This window comes from Bradyrhizobium sp. AZCC 1610 (assembly GCF_036924515.1).
In the GTDB taxonomy this organism is placed as follows: Bacteria; Pseudomonadota; Alphaproteobacteria; order Rhizobiales; family Xanthobacteraceae; genus Bradyrhizobium.
The window spans coordinates 6,139,080-6,155,480 of sequence record NZ_JAZHRR010000001.1 but is presented as its reverse complement, the minus strand read 5'-3'; the positions used below and the strand labels follow the sequence as shown (position 1 = coordinate 6,155,480).

Here is a 16,401-nt window from a genome sequence, read left to right as displayed (position 1 = left end):
ATCAGGCCGCGACGATGCGGCCTTGAATCTCTCGTGGCCCGCGTCCCGACAGGAATTGCCGCTCGATCTCGGCGGCGGGAAGCGGCCGGCTGAACAGGAAGCCCTGCATTTCCGTGCATCCTTCGGAAGCGATGCTGTGGAGCTGCTCGGCGGTTTCCACGCCCTCGGCGGTCGCCGTCATGCCCATTCCATTGGCGAGCGCGGCAACCGCACGCACGATGGTGAGCGAGCTCGAATCCTCGGTAATGTTCTTGACGAACGAGCGGTCGATCTTGATCTTGTCGAACGGAAAGCTCTGCAAGTACGTCAGCGACGAATATCCGGTGCCGAAATCGTCCATGGCGATCCGGATCCCGAGCTCCCGCAACTGATGCAACACCGCGAGCGTCGCTTCCTTGTTGTGAAGCAGGACGGACTCGGTGATTTCGATTTCCAGCCGCGTCGGCGCGAGGCCGGAGGCGGCGAGCGCGCTGACGATCACCTGCATCAGTCCGGGACTGCGAAACTGGATCGCTGAAATATTGACGGCAACGTGAAGGTTGTCGGGCCATTGTGCCGCGGTGGCACAGGCCTGCCGGACGACCCACTCGCCCAGCGGGACGATGAAGCCGATCTCTTCGGCCAGCGGGATGAAGTCGGCCGGCGAGATCATCCCCTTGCTCGGATGATTCCAGCGTATCAACGCTTCAAAGCCGCTGATTTCCTTGCTCGCCAGGTTAACGACCGGCTGGTAATGCAGCTCGAATTCGCCCGCCGGAAGCGCCTTGCGCAGGTCCTGCTCCATGACGCGGCGAGTCTGCATCTGCAGGTCCATCGCGGGCTCGAAGAAGCGGAACGTACCGCGGCCGTCGCTCTTGGCGCGGTAGAGCGCGAGGTCGGCGTTGCGCAACAATTTGTCGGGGGTAGATCCATCTCCGGGACCGACCGAAATACCGATGCTGACGCCGATCACGGCCTGCTGGCCGTCGATGTCATAGGGTTCGCTCAGCGCATCGATGACGACCTGCGCCAGCGCGGTGGCGTCGGCGGGGTCCGCGATCGTGGCCTGCACGATCACGAATTCATCGCCTCCCATCCGCGCGATCGTGTCGGCCTCGCCAACGAGGGAGCGCAACCGTTCGGCGACGATTCTGAGCAGCTTGTCGCCACAGGGATGGCCGAACGTATCGTTGACGGCCTTGAACTGATCGAGGTCGAGATGGTGGACGGCCACCATTTCCCCATGCTGAACCCGGCTGAGCGCAAGTTCGAGCCGATCGTTCAATAGCACCCGGTTGGCCAAATCAGTCAGCGCATCGTGATGCGCCATATATTCGATCTTGACCTCGGACTGGCGCTGCTCGGTGATGTCCTCGTGCGTCGCGACCCAGCCGCCGCCGGGCATCGGGCGGTGGCGGATCTTGAAGGTGCGCCCGTTCATCAATTCGACGATGCTGTCTTTCGCCTCGTTGGAAACCGCCACATCGGTGCGCCAGCGCAGATATTCGTCCCGCGTCATGGCGGGAAAGCTGCCGGCTTCGAACCTGAGGTCAACGATCTCGATCAGTGACATGCCGGGGCTGACGCGCTCGGGCGCGATATCGTACATCTCGACAAAGCGATCGTTGCAGACGATCAGGCGGTGGTCAGAATCGAAGAAGCACAGCCCCTGCGACATGTTGTTGATCGCGGTGTCGAACTGGAAGTTCCTGACGCGCAGCGCCTCTTCCTGCTCTCGGCCGAGTTCGTATTGCGTCTTCAGCCGGGCATTGAGCTCTTCACGCTCGGTGATGTCCTCGTGGGTCGCCATCCCGGCGCCGCCGGGCATCGGGTAGACGGTGTAGGCGATTATCCGGCCGTCCGTGAATTCCTGCACCGTGGTGTCGAGTGCGATGTCATGGCCGACGCGCTCACGGATGTAATCATCGGGCGCGACCGGCACCTTGAGGCCGAGTTTCAGCCGATGCTGGATCAGTTCACGGGTCGGCGTCCCCGGCTTCACCTGTTCAGGCGACAGCCCGTACATTTCCCTGTAACGCGCGTTGCAGAAAACGACTTCGCGTTTCTCGTCGAAAATGACGATCCCGAGCGATAAATGGTTGATCGCCTCTTCGAGCCGCGCACTCAAGGGCGCTGACCTCGGGGCGGTTATCTGGCCGTGATCCGTCATATAGCGTTTCCCCAGCCGCTATCGGCGGCTCTCCTCCCTCCAGGAGAGCGGCCATTAGAAGCCCAAGCTGGTGAATCGCACCTTCGAGATGGGCCGATGCGCGCGGGTTCTTCGCAACTTGCTCTACAACACGTTAACGCCGTTTTGGCACGTACAGGATGCTGGCGTAGCCGCCCGGAAAACCTAGGCGGGGTCCACCAAAACCACCCTGACGTCATTGACGTTGGTGAACGTCGGGCCCGTCAGCAGGAGATCGCCGGTGGCCGAAAAGAACGCGGTGGCATCGTTGTTGGCGAGATAGGCTGCGGGATCGAGGCCGAGCGACTTCATCTTCGCAAACGTCGTCTGATCGATCACGGCGCCGGCTGGATCGGTTGCGCTGCCGGCACCGCCGTCGGCGCCGTCGGTGTCCGCGGCCAGCGCCACGATGCCGGGCGTGTCCTTTAGAAGATCCGCCAGCGCCAGCGCATATTCCTGATTGGGACCGCCACGGCCATTGCCGCGCACGGTCACCGTGAGTTCGCCGCCGGAAAGGATCGCGATGCGCTTGCCCTCGCTGCGTGCTTTCAGCGCCAGGCGCGCATGATCGGCCGCAACATCGCGCGCCTCGCCTTCGAGATCCGCGCCGAGGCCTATGACCTCATAGCCGGCGTCCTTTGCGACCTTGATGGCCGCGTCGAGCGACGCCTTCGGTTTTGCAATCATCTCGAATTGCGCGCGGGCGAACGCGCGGTCGCCGGGCTTGCAGCTCTCATTCCCGGGATCTTCGAGGGCGCGCCTGACGGCATCGTCGATCGCGAGATTATACTTCGCCACCAGCGCGCGGGCGTCCGCCAGCGTGCTCGGATCCGGCACCGTCGGTCCCGATGCGATCGCAGACGGATCGTCATGCGGCACGTCGGAGATAGCCAGCGTCACGATCTCGGCGGCGCGCTGTCCGGCGCGGGCCAACCGGCCGCCCTTGATCCGCGACAGATGCTTGCGGACGATATTCATCTCGCCGATCGGCGCGCCCGAACGGAGCAGCGCGCGGTTCACCTGCTGCTTCTGTGCGAACGAAACGCCGTCGGCCGGCGCGATCCAGTTCGCCGAGCCGCCGCCGGAGAGCAGCACCAGCAGCAGATCATCCGCGGTCGCCTCGGCCGCGAGCCGCAGCGTGTCGTCGGCGGCTTTCAACCCGGCTTCGTCGGGCACGGGATGGCCGGCCTCGATTACCCTGATCCGCCGCGTCGGCACGCCATGGCCGTGGCGCGTGGTGGCGATGCCGGTCAGCCGAGCCGGGTCGAGCCCAAGCGCGTCAAGATAATGCCGTTCGGCAGCAGCCGCCATCGCAGCCGCGCCCTTGCCGGCAGCCAGACAAATCACCCGGCCTATCGGCGCCGGGCGCAGATGCGCCGACAGCACGACGTCGGGATGCGCGGCCGCGACGGCCGCATCAAATATCGCACGCAAAAGGGGACGCCGGTCGGTCATGTCTGCTCGGGGACGAAGAGGGACGGGAAGTCAGGTTATCCATCCAATCGCCGCAAAAGAAAACCCCCGCGGGATCTCCGCGGGGGCGTTGCTGGCTAACAATCGGTCGATAGCATTTTGCGATTAGCCGCCGACCTCGGCATCAATCACTTCGCCGAAGCGTTCCCAGGTCTCGCCTTTGAACTTCTGAAGCTGGACCGCCGAAATGGGGGCAAAGTCGGTAGCGCTGGTGTTGACCTTGATACCTGGCAGCAAGCTGCCGATCTCGAGATTCTTGATGCTGGCTGCCTGCTTCATGACGTTCTCGCGGGTGAGATTGTCGCCGCTGGCTTTGAGCACATGCACGAGGCCCTGCGCGACCGTGTACCCGTACATCACGAAGCTATCGATCCTGTTGGCCTCGGGGTAGTATTTGGCCAGAAATTCGTCGAAAGCTTTCATGCCGGGGTCGTTCTTCCACTCCGGATCAGACGTATCCTTAAGGTAATTGGACGAGATGATGTCCTGCGCATTCTCGAAGCCGGCCGGTTTCATCACGCTGCCGATCGAGGCCGAAACGTTGTTGAGGAAGTGCAGCGGCTTCCAGCCGATCTCGGCGTTCTTCTTGATCGCCTGCGCCGCGAACTTCGGCGTGGTGATGTTGATGAACACGTCGGCGCCGGTCGCCTTCAGCTTGACGATGTGGGAGTCGATGGTCGGCTCGGAGACTTCATAGCTTTCTTCCAGGACGATCATCGATGCGGCCTTGGCGCCAAGCCCGTCCTTGAAGCCCTTCAGATAGTCCTTACCGTAATCGTCGTTCTGATAGAGGATCCCGACCTTCGCGTTCGGCTTGTTCTTCAGAATGTACTTGGCGTAGATCTGCGTTTCGCTCTGGTAGTTGGGCTGCCAGCCCATGGTCCACGGGAAGCTCTTCGGATCGTTCCACTTGGTGGCGCCGGTGGCGACGAACAGTTGCGGCACCTTCTTGCTGTTGAGGTATTTCTGGATCGCCGTGTTCGGCGGGGTACCCAGCGGGTTGAAGACGATCAGCGCTTCGTCGCTTTCGACCAGCTTGCGCGCCTGCTCAACCGTCTTCGGCGGGCTGTAGGCGTCGTCATAGCTGATGAAGTTGATCTTGCGGCCGTTGATGCCACCCTCGGCGTTGATCTTCTTGAAATAGGCTTCCTCGGTCTTGGCAATTACGCCATAGGCGGAAGCCGGTCCGCTGTAGGGCATGATGTTGCCGATCTTGATCTCGGTATCGGTGGCGCCGGGATCGTATTTCTTCTGTGCAAGCGCGCCGCCTGACGTCGCGGCGAGCAGTCCAAACGCAGCTGAAAGAATAGCCAGTTTTTTTAATGCGGACATTTCTGTCTCTCCCTTTTCATTTAAAGAACGCTAACCGTCCGACTCCTTGAAGCGAAGCTCTTTTGAGCGCGCTGTGCTTACCATCTTGCCGGAAGCCTCACAAGAAAAAGCCCCCGCGGCAAAGCCGCAGGGGCTGCTTCATTGGTCGACGATGCCGGCGCGTTAGCCGCCGACGTCGCCGGAGAGAATCTCGCCGAAGCGTTCCCAGGTGTCGCCCTTGAACCTTATCAGTTGCACTTGCGAGATTGGAGCAAAATCGGTCGCCGACGTGTTGATCTTGATGCCTGGCAGCAGGCCTCCGAGTTCGAGATTCTTGATGCTCGCGGCCTGCTTCATGACGTTTTCCCGGGTCAGGTTGTCGCCGCTAGACTTCAGCACATGCTCTAGGGTTTGTGCCACCGTATAACCATACATCACGAATGAGTCGACACGATTGGCCTCGGGGTAATACTTATCGAGGAATTCATTCCAGGCTTTCATGCCCGCATCGTTCTTCCACTCCGCGTCGGCCGGATCCTTGAGGTACAGCGAGGAGATGATGCCTTGCGAATTCTCAAAGCCGGCCGGCTTCATGACGCTGCCGATCGAAGCGGAGACGCTGTTGAGGAAGTGCATCGGCTTCCAGCCGATCTCGTTCATCTTCTTGATCGACTGCGCCGCAAACTTCGGCGTGGTGACGTTGAAGAATACGTCGGCATCGAGCGATTTCAGTTTGACGATGTTGGAATCGATGGTTGGTTGAGTCACCTCGTAGCTTTCCTCAATGATGATCATCGAGGCGGCCTTGGCGCCGAGGCCGTCCTTCATGCCCTTTAGATAGTCCTTACCGTAGTCGTCGTTCTGGTACAGGACAGCGATCCTGGCGTTCGGCTTCTCCTTGAGAATGTACTGCGCGTAGACCCGCCCCTCGCTCTGGTAGTTGGGCTGCCAACCCATGGTCCAGGGGGATTCCTTCGGGTCGTTCCACTTGGTGGCGCCGGTGGCCACGAACAGTTGCGGTACCTTCTTCGTGTTCATGTATTTCTGGATCGCCGTGTTCGGCGGCGTACCAAGCGGATTGAAGATGAGCAGGACTTCATCGCTCTCGACCAGCTTGCGTGCCTGTTCGACTGTCTTCGGTGGGCTGTAGGCGTCGTCATAGCTGATGAAGTTGACTTTGCGGCCGTTGATGCCGCCTTCGGCGTTGACCTTCCTGAAGTAGGCCTCCGCGGTTTTGCCGATCACGCCATAGGCGGACGCCGGTCCGCTGTAGGGCATGATGTTGCCGATCTTGATTTCGGTATCGGACGCGCCGGTGTCGTATTTTTTCTGCGCAAGCGCGCCGCTGCTGGTTGCAGCAAGCAATGCGAGGGCCGCCGAAAAGGCTCCCAAGCGCAAGTTGATAACGGACATTTTTTGATCTCCCTGGGATCACGAATGAATGTGTCATCTTCTTTTTGATTGGAGCGCTTGGCGGCTCTTGAGGAGCATTGAATACCTTTCAGTAGCGTCCAGCAACAAAAAGCCCCCCGCGACGGCGTCGCGGGAGGCGATATTTAGTCTGATCCTCCGGGAAACTACCGTCCGGCGGAATATTGGTTAATGACTGAGTTCGCCATTGATGACTTCACCGAACATATCCCATCTCTCGCCCTTGAAGCGCATCATCTGAAGTTGCTCGATCGGCGCGAAGCCGGTGGCTGAGATTACTTCTTCAGTTTTCCGATCAGTTGCTGGGCAACGATCGCGACCTGCCTGGCGCCGTGCGGCACGAGGAAGATGACGAGGAACAGAAGCACGCCGAACACAGCGCCGGAGAGGCCCTTCGAAATGCTTTCGGCGATATTCGGCACGAAGATGATGAAGGCCGAGCCGACGATCGAGCCCGGCAGCCAGCCGACGCCGCCGACGACCATGCCGAGGAACAGCGAGATCGCGAGCGTGATGGTGTAGCCGTCCGGTGCCACGAACTGCACCGCGATGGCGCCGAGACCGCCGGCGACGCCGGTGATTCCGGCCGAGACGCCGAACGCCAGCGTCTTGTACAGCGCGACGTCGACGCCCATCGCGGAGGCCGCGATCTCGTTGTCGCGGATCGCCATGAAGGCGCGGCCCGAACGGGAACGCAGCAGGTTGACCGAAGCGATGTAGATCCCGATCGCGACCACGAGCGTGAAATAATACAGCCACCTGTCCTGGGATATCGGCAGGCCAAACGGCGCATCGGGCTTGGTCACGACCAGCCCCTGCACACCACCGGTCCAGTGCTCGAAGAAGCCGAGCTTCAGCAATTGCGGCATTGCCACCGCCAGCGCAAAGGTCGCCAGCGCCAGATAGATGCCGCTCAAGCGCAACGCCGGCTGACCGAACAAGAACCCGAAGCCAAAGCAGATAATGCCGGCAATGGGCAATGTCAGGGCGTAGTTCACGCCCATATGCTCCATCAGAATGGCGGAGGTGTAGGCGCCGACCGCGTAGAAGGCGCTTTGGCCCAACGAAAACTGGCCGCTGCCGCCGGTCAGGATGTTCAGCGCCAGAACCGCCAGCGCGTAGATCAGCAACATCGTCAGCTGGAAGACGAAGAAATTCTTCAAGAACATCGGTGCGATGATCAACAACCCCAGCACCACGAGCGAGGTGCCGTAGCCCAGCGTCATGGCTCTCTTGGGGACTGCCTCGACCGCCGATGCTTCGTTTGTGACTTCCTCAACTGCGCTCATGATCAAACTCGCTTCACGATGGGCCGGCCAAACAGGCCCGCCGGCTTGAGAACCAATACGGTGATGATGAGCGCCAGCGCGATCGGCAATTTCAATTCATTGCCGACGCCGGGGATATAGGTCCCGGCGAGATTCTCGAACACGCCGACCAGAAAGCCCCCAACCACCGCTCCGAGCGGGCTGGTCAGGCCGCCGAGGACGGCCGCGGCAAACCCGTAGATCAGCACGCCGCCCATCATGTTGGGCTCCAGGAACACGACAGGTGCGATCAGGATGCCGGCGATCGCGCCGATCGCGGACGCCATGCCCCAGCCAAGCGCGATCATCCAGCTGGTGTTGATGCCGACCAGCCGTGCCGATTCCGGCAACGATGCGGCCGCGCGCATCGCAAGGCCAATCCGGGTGAACTGAAAGAACAGATAGAGCAGGATCAGCAATCCCACCGTGACGCCGATCATGCCGGCCTGATGGGTCGAGATCAGCTGACTGCCGAGAAAGGGCGCGGATCCGAACGGTGTCGGAAACTGCTTGATCGTGAAGTCCCAGGTCAGCCCGGCGACGCTGTTGACGATCGCAAACAATGCGATGAAACCGGCGACATTGGTCAGGATCGGCGCCTTGGCAAGCGGCTTGAACAACATACGCTCGATGGCGATGCCGCCTGCGAACGAGAACGCCAGCGTGAGAAGGAAAGCCCACCAATACGGCACCCCCCATTGCATCAGCTGCCAGGCGATGAATGTCGAGAACATCGCCATTTCGCCCTGAGCGAAATTGAGATGGTCGATCGCCTGGTAGATCATCACAACGGCGAGCGCCATGCAGGCATAGATCGCACCTGTGGCAATGCCAGCCAGGACTTGGTTGATAAAAAGTTCCACGGCTGCGCTCCTCAATAACCGAGATAGGATTTACGGACATCTTCGTTATTCGCGATTTCGGCAGCGCTTCCCGACATCACGACACGTCCGGTTTCAATGACGTAGGCCTTGTCCGCGAGCTCCAGCGCAAGCTGCGCGTTCTGCTCCACCACCAGAATGGTGACCTTTTCCTCACGGTTGATCTTGCCGAGAATCTTGAACAGGTCGCGCACGATCAAGGGCGCCAGGCCGAACGACGGCTCGTCCAGCAGCATCAGCCGTGGGCGCAGCATCAGCGCGCGGGCGACCGCGAGCATCTGCTGCTCGCCGCCCGAGAGCGTGCCGGCCTGCTGAGTGTGCCGTTCCTTCAGCACCGGGAAGTGCTCGTACATACGCTCGATGTCGGCCACCACGCCCTTCTTGTCGTTGCGGGTGATGGCCCCCAACTGCAGGTTTTCCTCCACCGTCATGGTGGTGAAGGTGCCGCGGCCCTGCGGCACATGCGCAATGCCGAGACGGACGACGTTTTCGGTCGATTTGCCGGAGAGCGGCTTGCCCTCAAACTCGATCGCTCCGGTCGAACGCACCATGTTGCAGATCGCTCGCAAGGTGGTGGTCTTGCCGGCGCCGTTGGCGCCTAACAGCGTGGTCAGGCTACCCTCGTTGAGGGAGAAGCTTAAGCCATGAAGCGCCTGGACCTGGCCGTAATAGGCGCGGAGATCCTTGACGTTAAGCATCGCGGTCATTGGTCCTTGCTCCCCAGATAGGCTTTGATGACATCCGGGTCGGCCTGGACCTGGGCCGGTGTTCCCTCGGCGAGCTTGCGGCCGAAGTTGAGTGCGACGACGTGGTCGGCGATCGACATCACCAGACCCATGTGATGTTCGACCAGCAGCACCGTCATGTGACGCTCGTCGCGAATGCGCTTGATCAGGTCGCCAAGCACGTGGACTTCTTCGTGATTGAGACCGCCGGCAGGTTCGTCGAGCAGCAGGATCTTTGGATCGGCGGCCAGCGCGCGCGCCAGTTCGACGCGCTTCTGGGTGCCGAACGGCAGGCCGGACACGATGGTGTGGGCGACGTCATCGAGGCCGAGATAGCTAACGATCTCGTGGACGTGCCTGTTGAGTTCGGCCTCGCCACGGCGCACCCAGCCCAGTCGCAGGGAGTCGCTGATGATGTCGCTGTTGGAACGGGAATGGGTGCCGACGCGAACGTTGTCGAGCACCGAGAGATTGGGAAACAGCGCGACGTTCTGGAAGGTGCGGCCGATGCCGATCTCGGCGATCCGGTGCGGCGGCCGCGTCAGGATGCTCGCGCCTTCCATCAGGATATCGCCGGAGCTCGGCTGATAGAGCCTGGAGAGACAGTTGAACAACGTCGTCTTGCCGGCGCCGTTCGGGCCGATCAGTCCAAGGATATTTCCCTTGTGCATGTTAAACGACACGCCGTTCAGCGCGATGATGCCGCCGAACACGACGCTGACGTCGTGAACCGCGAGCAGGGGAGCATTTCCCTGCGCGAGCTGGGCCTGCGTCATCGCGTCTCGCCCGCGTGGATAACGGAGCGGGAATGACCACGCGAAGATTTTCGCCAGTCGTGATGAAAGCTATCTGATCCCCTCGGACAAACGTGCAACTTTTCCTCCTGCTTTCAACTTCTTGTTTTCTGTTTTTTTGGATTGCGGGGCCGCGCCGCCCAACGCTGCCTCGATGTTCCTTACCATCGTGACAAGGCGAGGTCCAATGTCGTTGATCAAGCTATCTTCCGTGAAGCGGAAAGCAGGCGCGCCGCAATTGAAGGCATACGGTCCGGTTCCGTCGTTGAGCTTCAGCGGCACACCTACGGCGTGCACATCCTCCTGCCATTCGCCTGCGGAGATGGTGAATCCGTAACGCGCGAGCATTTCGCCCGCGCGCTCGATGCCGTCGCGCATTTTGGGCCAGCGATTGCCGTAGTGATCGCGCAGTTCGCGCAACAAGGTGGCGCGCTCATCCTCGTGCAGCGCCCAGATATAGGCGCGCCCCATCGCGGTAGTCGCGATCGGTACGCGCGAACCGACGTCGAGCTGTACGCCGAGTAGCCCGGTACGGCTCTGCCCGAAATAGATCATGCTGTGACGATCGCGTCCGCCGACGGCGACGGCCCCGCCGGTCTCGCGCATCAGTTCTTCACGATAGGGTTCGGACAAATGCCGAACGCCGAGATTGGCCAGCGCGGCATACCCCAGCGCCATGGCTGACGGTGCGAGCTGATACTTTTCGAAACGCGGAACGGGTGTAAGATAGCCCAACTTGGTCAGGGTGTAGGTCAGCCGGGAAATGGTTGGCTTCGGCAAATTGGTACGGGCGGCGAGTTCTTGATTGCCGAGAAGCCCGTCGTTGGGATGAAATGCGCGCAACACATCAAGTCCGCGGGAAAGCGCGACGACGAAGCTGCGATCGGTCGCCACCTTTTTCCCTGGACGCTTCATTACCCGCTACTGCTGATGAGCTCGTTGACAACGGACGTGCTTCAAAATAACCCTCCGTGTCAAGGTGTGGAATTAAATTTCGCAGTGCGAAATTGGCAAAATCGACCGTAGCCACTCAACGCAAGTCGAGCGGCATCCAAGAACAAACGATCCAGAGAACAAACGATCCAGGGAGAGTCCCGTGAGCGAAGTGGTAAAACTCGAGCGTCATGACGTCATCGCCATCGTCACGGTCAACAGTCCTCCCGTCAACGCGCTGAGCGCCGCGGTGCGTGGCGGCATCTTCGAATGCATGAAGGCTGCGATCGCTGATCCGGAAGTGAAGGCGATCGTGCTGACCTGCGACGGCCGCACCTTCATCGCCGGCGCCGACATCACCGAATTCGGCAAGCCGCCGAAACCGCCCGGTCTCGCCGAAGTGCTTGTCCTGATGGAGAACTCGCCGAAGCCGATCATTGCCGCCATCCACGGAACCGCGCTCGGCGGCGGCCTCGAAGTCGCTCTGGCATGCCACTATCGCGTCGCGACCAAGGAAGCGAAGCTCGGCCTGCCCGAAGTGAAGCTCGGCCTTCTGCCCGGCGCCGGCGGCACGCAGCGCCTGCCACGCGCGGTCGGCCCCGAACTCGCAGTCAAGATGATCGTCAGCGGCGATCCGATCGGCGCGGCGGAAGCGCTCAAGAATGGCCTGATCGAGGAGATCGTCGAAGGTCCGGCGACAGGCGGCGAAGCCTTCGCGCTCAAGGTGCTGGCGGAGAAGCGTCCGCTGCGCAAGTTGCGCGATGACGATTCCAAGCTCGCGGCCGCCAAGGCAGACATTTCGATCTTCACCAACGCGGTCGCAGCCCTGACCAAGAAGGCGCGCGGGCTGGAAGCGCCGTTCGCGGCCGCAGATGCCGTCCGCGCCGCGATCGAGCTGCCGTTCGATGAAGGCTTGAAGAAGGAGCGCGAAGGTTTTCTCAAGCTCGTCGCCAGCGACCAGTCCAAGGCGCAGCGCTACGCCTTCTTCTCCGAGCGCGAAGCCGCCAAGATCGCCGGCGTGCCCGAGGGAACCAAGCCGCGTCCCGTGGAACGTGTCGCCATCATCGGCGCCGGCACCATGGGCGGCGGTATCGCGATGTCGTTCGCCAATGCCGGTATCCCGGTCACGCTGATCGAGACCGGCGAAGAGCAGCTCAAGCGCGGCATGGGCGTGATGCAGAAGAACTACGAGGCGACCGCCGCGCGCGGCGGCATCCCCGCCGATGCCCCGGCCAAGCGCATGGGCCTGATCACGGGCGTGGTCGGCCTGGAGAACGTTAGGGATGCTGACCTTGTGATCGAAGCCGTGTTCGAAACCATGGCGGTCAAGAAGGAGGTGTTCGAGGCGCTCGACAAGCACGCCAAGCCCGGCGCCGTGCTGGCTTCCAACACCTCGTACCTCAACATCGACGAGATCGCGAAAGTGACAAAGCGTCCGCAGGACGTGCTCGGCATGCACTTCTTCTCGCCGGCCAACGTGATGAAGCTGTGCGAGATCGTGCGCGCCGACAAGACCGCGCCGGACGCGCTGACGACCGCCGTTTCGATCGCGCGCAAGATCGCAAAGGTGCCGGCCGTGGTCGGCGTCTGCGATGGCTTCGTCGGCAACCGCATGCTGGCCCAGCGCGGCAAGCAGTCGGAAAAGCTGCTGTTCGAAGGTGCGTTGCCGCAGCAGGTCGATGCCGTGGTGACCAAGTTCGGCATGCCGATGGGGCCGTTCGCGATGAGCGACCTCGCCGGCCTCGATATCGGCTGGCGTTCGCGCAAGGACCGCGGCATCAAGTCGGAAATCGCCGACGCGTTGTGCGAGGCCGGACGTTTCGGCCAGAAGACCGGCAAGGGCTACTATAAATATGAAGCAGGGTCGCGCGCGGCGCTGCCGGATCCGGAAGTCGAAAAACTGATCGACGAGACGCTGCAGCGCCTGGGGCGCAAGAAGCGCGTCGTTAGCGATGACGAAATTTTAGAGCGCATGATGTACCCGATGATCAACGAGGGTGCGCGCATACTCGAAGAAGGCATCGCGGCGCGTCCGAGCGACATCGACGTGATCTGGCTCTATGGCTATGGCTGGCCGATCTATCGCGGCGGCCCGATGTTCTATGCCGACCAGGTAGGCCTCAAGCACATCGCCGATCGCCTGTCCTATTACGCCAAGGAGACCAACGATCCCTCGCTCGAACCGGCGCCGCTGCTCAAGCGCCTCGCCGCCGAAGGCAAGACCTTTGCGTCGCTGGCCGCGCAGTCGAAAGCGGCTTGATGGGGCGTCCCGGAGAGCAGTTCTATCCGGAAGGCGTCCGCTGGGACGATCCGATCGCGCGCGGCACGCTGCCCGACCTGTTGTCGGCAGCGGCCGCCGAGTTCGGGTCGCGGCCGGCGATTGAATTTCGCGACCGGCCGATCAGCTATAGCGAACTCGAAGCGGTGGTCGAGAAAGCAGCCAGCGCCTTCCTTCGCGCCGGCTACGGCAAGAACAGTTCGGTCGCGCTGTTCCTCGGCAACTCGCCGGATCACCCGATCAATTTCTTCGGCGCGCTGAAGGCAGGCGCCCGAATCGTGCATCTGTCGCCGCTCGACGGCGAGATCGCGCTGTCGCACAAGCTCACCGATTCCGGCGCACGCGTGCTGGTCACCAGCAATCTGTCGGCGTTGTTGCCGACCGCGCTGAAATTCCTGGACAAGGGTTTGCTCGATCGCCTGATCGTCTGCGAGGACGATCACTGGGGCAAGGCCGGCACACCGCAGACGGCGCTGCCCGATAATCCCGCCATCATCACCCACAAGCAGTTCACCGACGGCGCGACCAAACCGGCGCAATGGCCTGCCATCAGTGCCGATGACGTCGCGCTGCTGCAATATACCGGCGGCACCACCGGATTGCCCAAGGGCGCGATGCTGAGCCACGGCAATCTGACCTCGGCGGTGTCGGTCTACGATGTCTGGGGCAGGCCGGCGCGCCTCGAGCGCAACGCGATCGAGCGCGTGATCTGCGTGCTGCCGCTGTTCCACATCTACGCGTTGACCGTGGTGCTGCTCTCCGCTATCCGGCGCGGCCATCTGATCTCGCTACACCAGCGTTTTGATGTCGAAGCGGTCATGCGCGACGTCGAAGTCAAGCGCGCCACCGTGTTTCCCGGCGTGCCGACGATGTGGATTGCGATCGCAGCACTTCCCGATCTCGACAAGCGCGACCTGTCCTCGCTGGTGTCCTGCGGCTCCGGCGGCGCGCCGCTGCCGGTCGAGGTCGCAAAAATTTTCGAGCGCAGGGTCGGCATGAAGCTGAAGAGCGGCTGGGGCATGACCGAGACCTGCTCGCCCGGCACCGGTCACCCCAAGGAAGGGCCGGACAAACCCGGCTCGATCGGCCTGATGCTGCCCGGCATCGAGATGGACGTGGTGTCGCTGGAAGACCCGACCAAATTGATGCCGGTGGGCGAGGTCGGCGAAATCCGCATCCGCGGTCCGAACGTCACCAAGGGCTATTGGAACCGGCCGAAGGAAACCGCGGAAGCCTTCGTCGGCGACCGCTTCCTCACCGGCGATATCGGCTACATGGATTCCGACGGCTATTTCTATCTGGTCGACCGCAAGAAGGACATGATCATCTCCGGCGGCTTCAACGTCTATCCGCAGATGATCGAGCAGGCGATCTACACCCATCCCGCCGTGCAGGAAGTGATCGTGATCGGCATTCCCGACGACTACCGCGGCGAGGCGGCGAAGGCCTTCATCAAGCTGCGCGACAGCGCCAAGCCCTTCACGCTCGATGAATTGCGCGCCTTCCTCACCGGCAAGCTCGGCAAGCACGAGATTCCGGCGGCGGTCGAGTTCGTCGACGAACTGCCGCGCACGCCGGTCGGAAAACTGTCGCGCCACGAGTTGCGCATGCAGCAATCTCCGCGGCAGGCAAACATCAAGAAAGACGTCGCTTAGTCAGAGTGTAATTCATTCGCTCACAGGAGGATCCGATGGATCTCGCTTTCAGCAAGGAAGAAATGGCGTTTCGTGAGGAAGTGCGCAGCTTCTTCAGGGACAACGTGCCGCCGGAAACGCGGCGCAAGATGGTCGAGGGCCGTCACCTCTCCAAGGACGAGATGGTCGCCTGGTGGCGCATCCTGAACAAGAAGGGTTGGGGCGTCACGCACTGGCCGAAGGAATATGGCGGAACGGGCTGGACCTCCGTGCAGCAATACATCTTCAACGAAGAGCTGCAGATGCATCCAGCTCCCGCGCCGCTCGCCTTCGGCGTCAGCATGGTCGGCCCCGTCATCTACACCTTCGGCAACGAGAAGCAGAAACAGCAGTATTTGCCGCGCATCGCCAATGTCGACGACTGGTGGTGCCAGGGCTTTTCGGAGCCCGGCTCGGGTTCCGATCTTGCCTCGCTGAAAACCAAGGCCGAGCGCAAGGGCGACAGGTACATCATCAACGGCCAGAAGACCTGGACCACGCTGGCCCAGCACGCCGACATGATCTTCTGCCTGTGCCGCACCGACACCAATGCGAAGAAGCAGATGGGTATCTCCTTCATTGTGTTCGACATGAAGTCGAAGGGCGTCACCGTGCGTCCGATCGAGACCATCGACGGCGGCCATGAGGTCAACGAAGTGTTCTTCGACGACGTCGAGGTGCCGGTCGAGAATCTGATCGGCGAGGAGAACAAGGGTTGGGACTACGCAAAGTTCCTGCTCGGCAACGAGCGCACCGGTATCGCCCGCGTCGGCGTCTCCAAGGAGCGGCTGCGCCGCATCAAGGATCTCGCCTCCAAGGTTGAATCGAACGGCAAGCCCGTGATCGAGGACCAGGGCTTTCGCGAGAAGCTGGCGGCCTGCGAGATCGAGCTGAAGGCGCTCGAGCTCACGCAGCTCCGCGTCGTCGCCGACGAGGGCAAGCACGGCAAGGGCAAGCCCAACCCGGCGTCCTCGGTGCTGAAGATCAAGGGTTCGGAAATCCAGCAGACCACCACCGAACTGTTGATGGAAGTGATCGGCCCGTTCGCAGCACCCTACGACGTGCATGGCGATGACGGCTCCAACGAGACCATGGACTGGACCGCCCAGATCGCGCCGAGCTACTTCAACAACCGCAAGGTCTCGATCTACGGCGGCTCCAACGAGATCCAGCGCAACATCATCACCAAGGCGGTGCTGGGGCTGTAGTGCTGCACCAATAGTGTCGTCCCCCGCGCAGGCGGGGGACCCAGTACGCCGCGGCGGCTATGGCCTACGACGCGCCGGTGATTACTGGATCCCCGCCTCCGCGGGGATGACGATCGAGAGTCACTTCGTAGGATGGGTGGAGCGAAGCGATACCCATCACAACAAGTCCGAACAGTGCGATGGGTTTCGCTTCGCTCTACCCATCCTACGGGTTCGTTCG

At 61.7% G+C, this 16,401-nt stretch carries 12 protein-coding genes; 3 read left to right on the top strand and 9 right to left on the bottom strand.

The window, feature by feature from the left end:
- Position 1: 1 nt before the first annotated feature.
- The 9 genes from V1279_RS30235 to V1279_RS30195 all read right to left on the bottom strand — a co-directional run bounded on the left by V1279_RS30235 (position 2) and on the right by V1279_RS30195 (position 11,004).
- Positions 2–2,149, bottom strand: a complete 2,148-nt coding sequence (locus V1279_RS30235; protein ID WP_334443555.1) for an EAL domain-containing protein — start codon at positions 2,147–2,149, stop codon at positions 2–4.
- A 183-nt stretch (positions 2,150–2,332) separates the two neighbouring features.
- On the bottom strand, positions 2,333–3,622 hold the full coding sequence (locus V1279_RS30230) for a glycerate kinase type-2 family protein (RefSeq protein ID WP_334443552.1): 1,290 nt from the start codon (positions 3,620–3,622) through the stop codon (positions 2,333–2,335).
- Between the two features lie 123 nt (positions 3,623–3,745).
- Positions 3,746–4,972, bottom strand: coding sequence for an ABC transporter substrate-binding protein (locus V1279_RS30225; RefSeq protein WP_334443550.1), 1,227 nt, complete (start codon positions 4,970–4,972; stop codon positions 3,746–3,748).
- Between the two features lie 162 nt (positions 4,973–5,134).
- Positions 5,135–6,364 (bottom strand): ABC transporter substrate-binding protein, encoded by a 1,230-nt coding sequence (locus V1279_RS30220; RefSeq protein ID WP_334443548.1) that lies wholly within the window; start codon positions 6,362–6,364, stop codon positions 5,135–5,137.
- 293 nt (positions 6,365–6,657) lie between these two features.
- Entirely contained in the window at positions 6,658–7,671 is a 1,014-nt protein-coding gene (locus V1279_RS30215; protein WP_334443546.1) for a branched-chain amino acid ABC transporter permease, read from the bottom strand.
- A gap of 2 nt (positions 7,672–7,673) precedes the next feature.
- Positions 7,674–8,552, bottom strand: coding sequence for a branched-chain amino acid ABC transporter permease (locus V1279_RS30210; protein ID WP_334443544.1), 879 nt, complete (start codon positions 8,550–8,552; stop codon positions 7,674–7,676).
- An 11-nt stretch (positions 8,553–8,563) separates the two neighbouring features.
- Positions 8,564–9,277: an ABC transporter ATP-binding protein gene (locus V1279_RS30205; protein WP_334443542.1), complete on the bottom strand. Its 714-nt coding sequence runs from the start codon at positions 9,275–9,277 to the stop codon at positions 8,564–8,566.
- Positions 9,274–10,071: an ABC transporter ATP-binding protein gene (locus V1279_RS30200; protein ID WP_334443540.1), complete on the bottom strand. Its 798-nt coding sequence runs from the start codon at positions 10,069–10,071 to the stop codon at positions 9,274–9,276. Before V1279_RS30200 ends, V1279_RS30205 begins: the two co-directional genes overlap by 4 nt.
- Positions 10,072–10,140: 69 nt before the next feature.
- Positions 10,141–11,004 carry an IclR family transcriptional regulator gene (locus V1279_RS30195; protein WP_334443538.1) on the bottom strand — a complete coding sequence of 288 codons (864 nt, stop codon included), beginning with the start codon at positions 11,002–11,004 and terminating at the stop codon, positions 10,141–10,143.
- A gap of 181 nt (positions 11,005–11,185) precedes the next feature.
- Here V1279_RS30195 and V1279_RS30190 point away from each other — a divergent pair, with 181 nt between their 5' ends.
- From V1279_RS30190 to pimC, 3 genes are read left to right on the top strand one after another with little or no spacing between them, the layout of a single operon-like run.
- Positions 11,186–13,282 (top strand): 3-hydroxyacyl-CoA dehydrogenase NAD-binding domain-containing protein, encoded by a 2,097-nt coding sequence (locus V1279_RS30190; RefSeq protein WP_334443536.1) that lies wholly within the window; start codon positions 11,186–11,188, stop codon positions 13,280–13,282.
- A complete protein-coding gene (pimA, locus tag V1279_RS30185; RefSeq protein ID WP_334443533.1) occupies positions 13,282–14,955 on the top strand; it encodes a dicarboxylate--CoA ligase PimA in 1,674 nt (557 codons plus the stop codon). The genes V1279_RS30190 and pimA overlap by 1 nt, the downstream gene beginning before the upstream one ends.
- Positions 14,956–14,990: 35 nt before the next feature.
- Positions 14,991–16,181: a pimeloyl-CoA dehydrogenase large subunit gene (gene pimC / locus V1279_RS30180; protein ID WP_334443531.1), complete on the top strand. Its 1,191-nt coding sequence runs from the start codon at positions 14,991–14,993 to the stop codon at positions 16,179–16,181.
- Positions 16,182–16,401 lie beyond the last annotated feature (220 nt).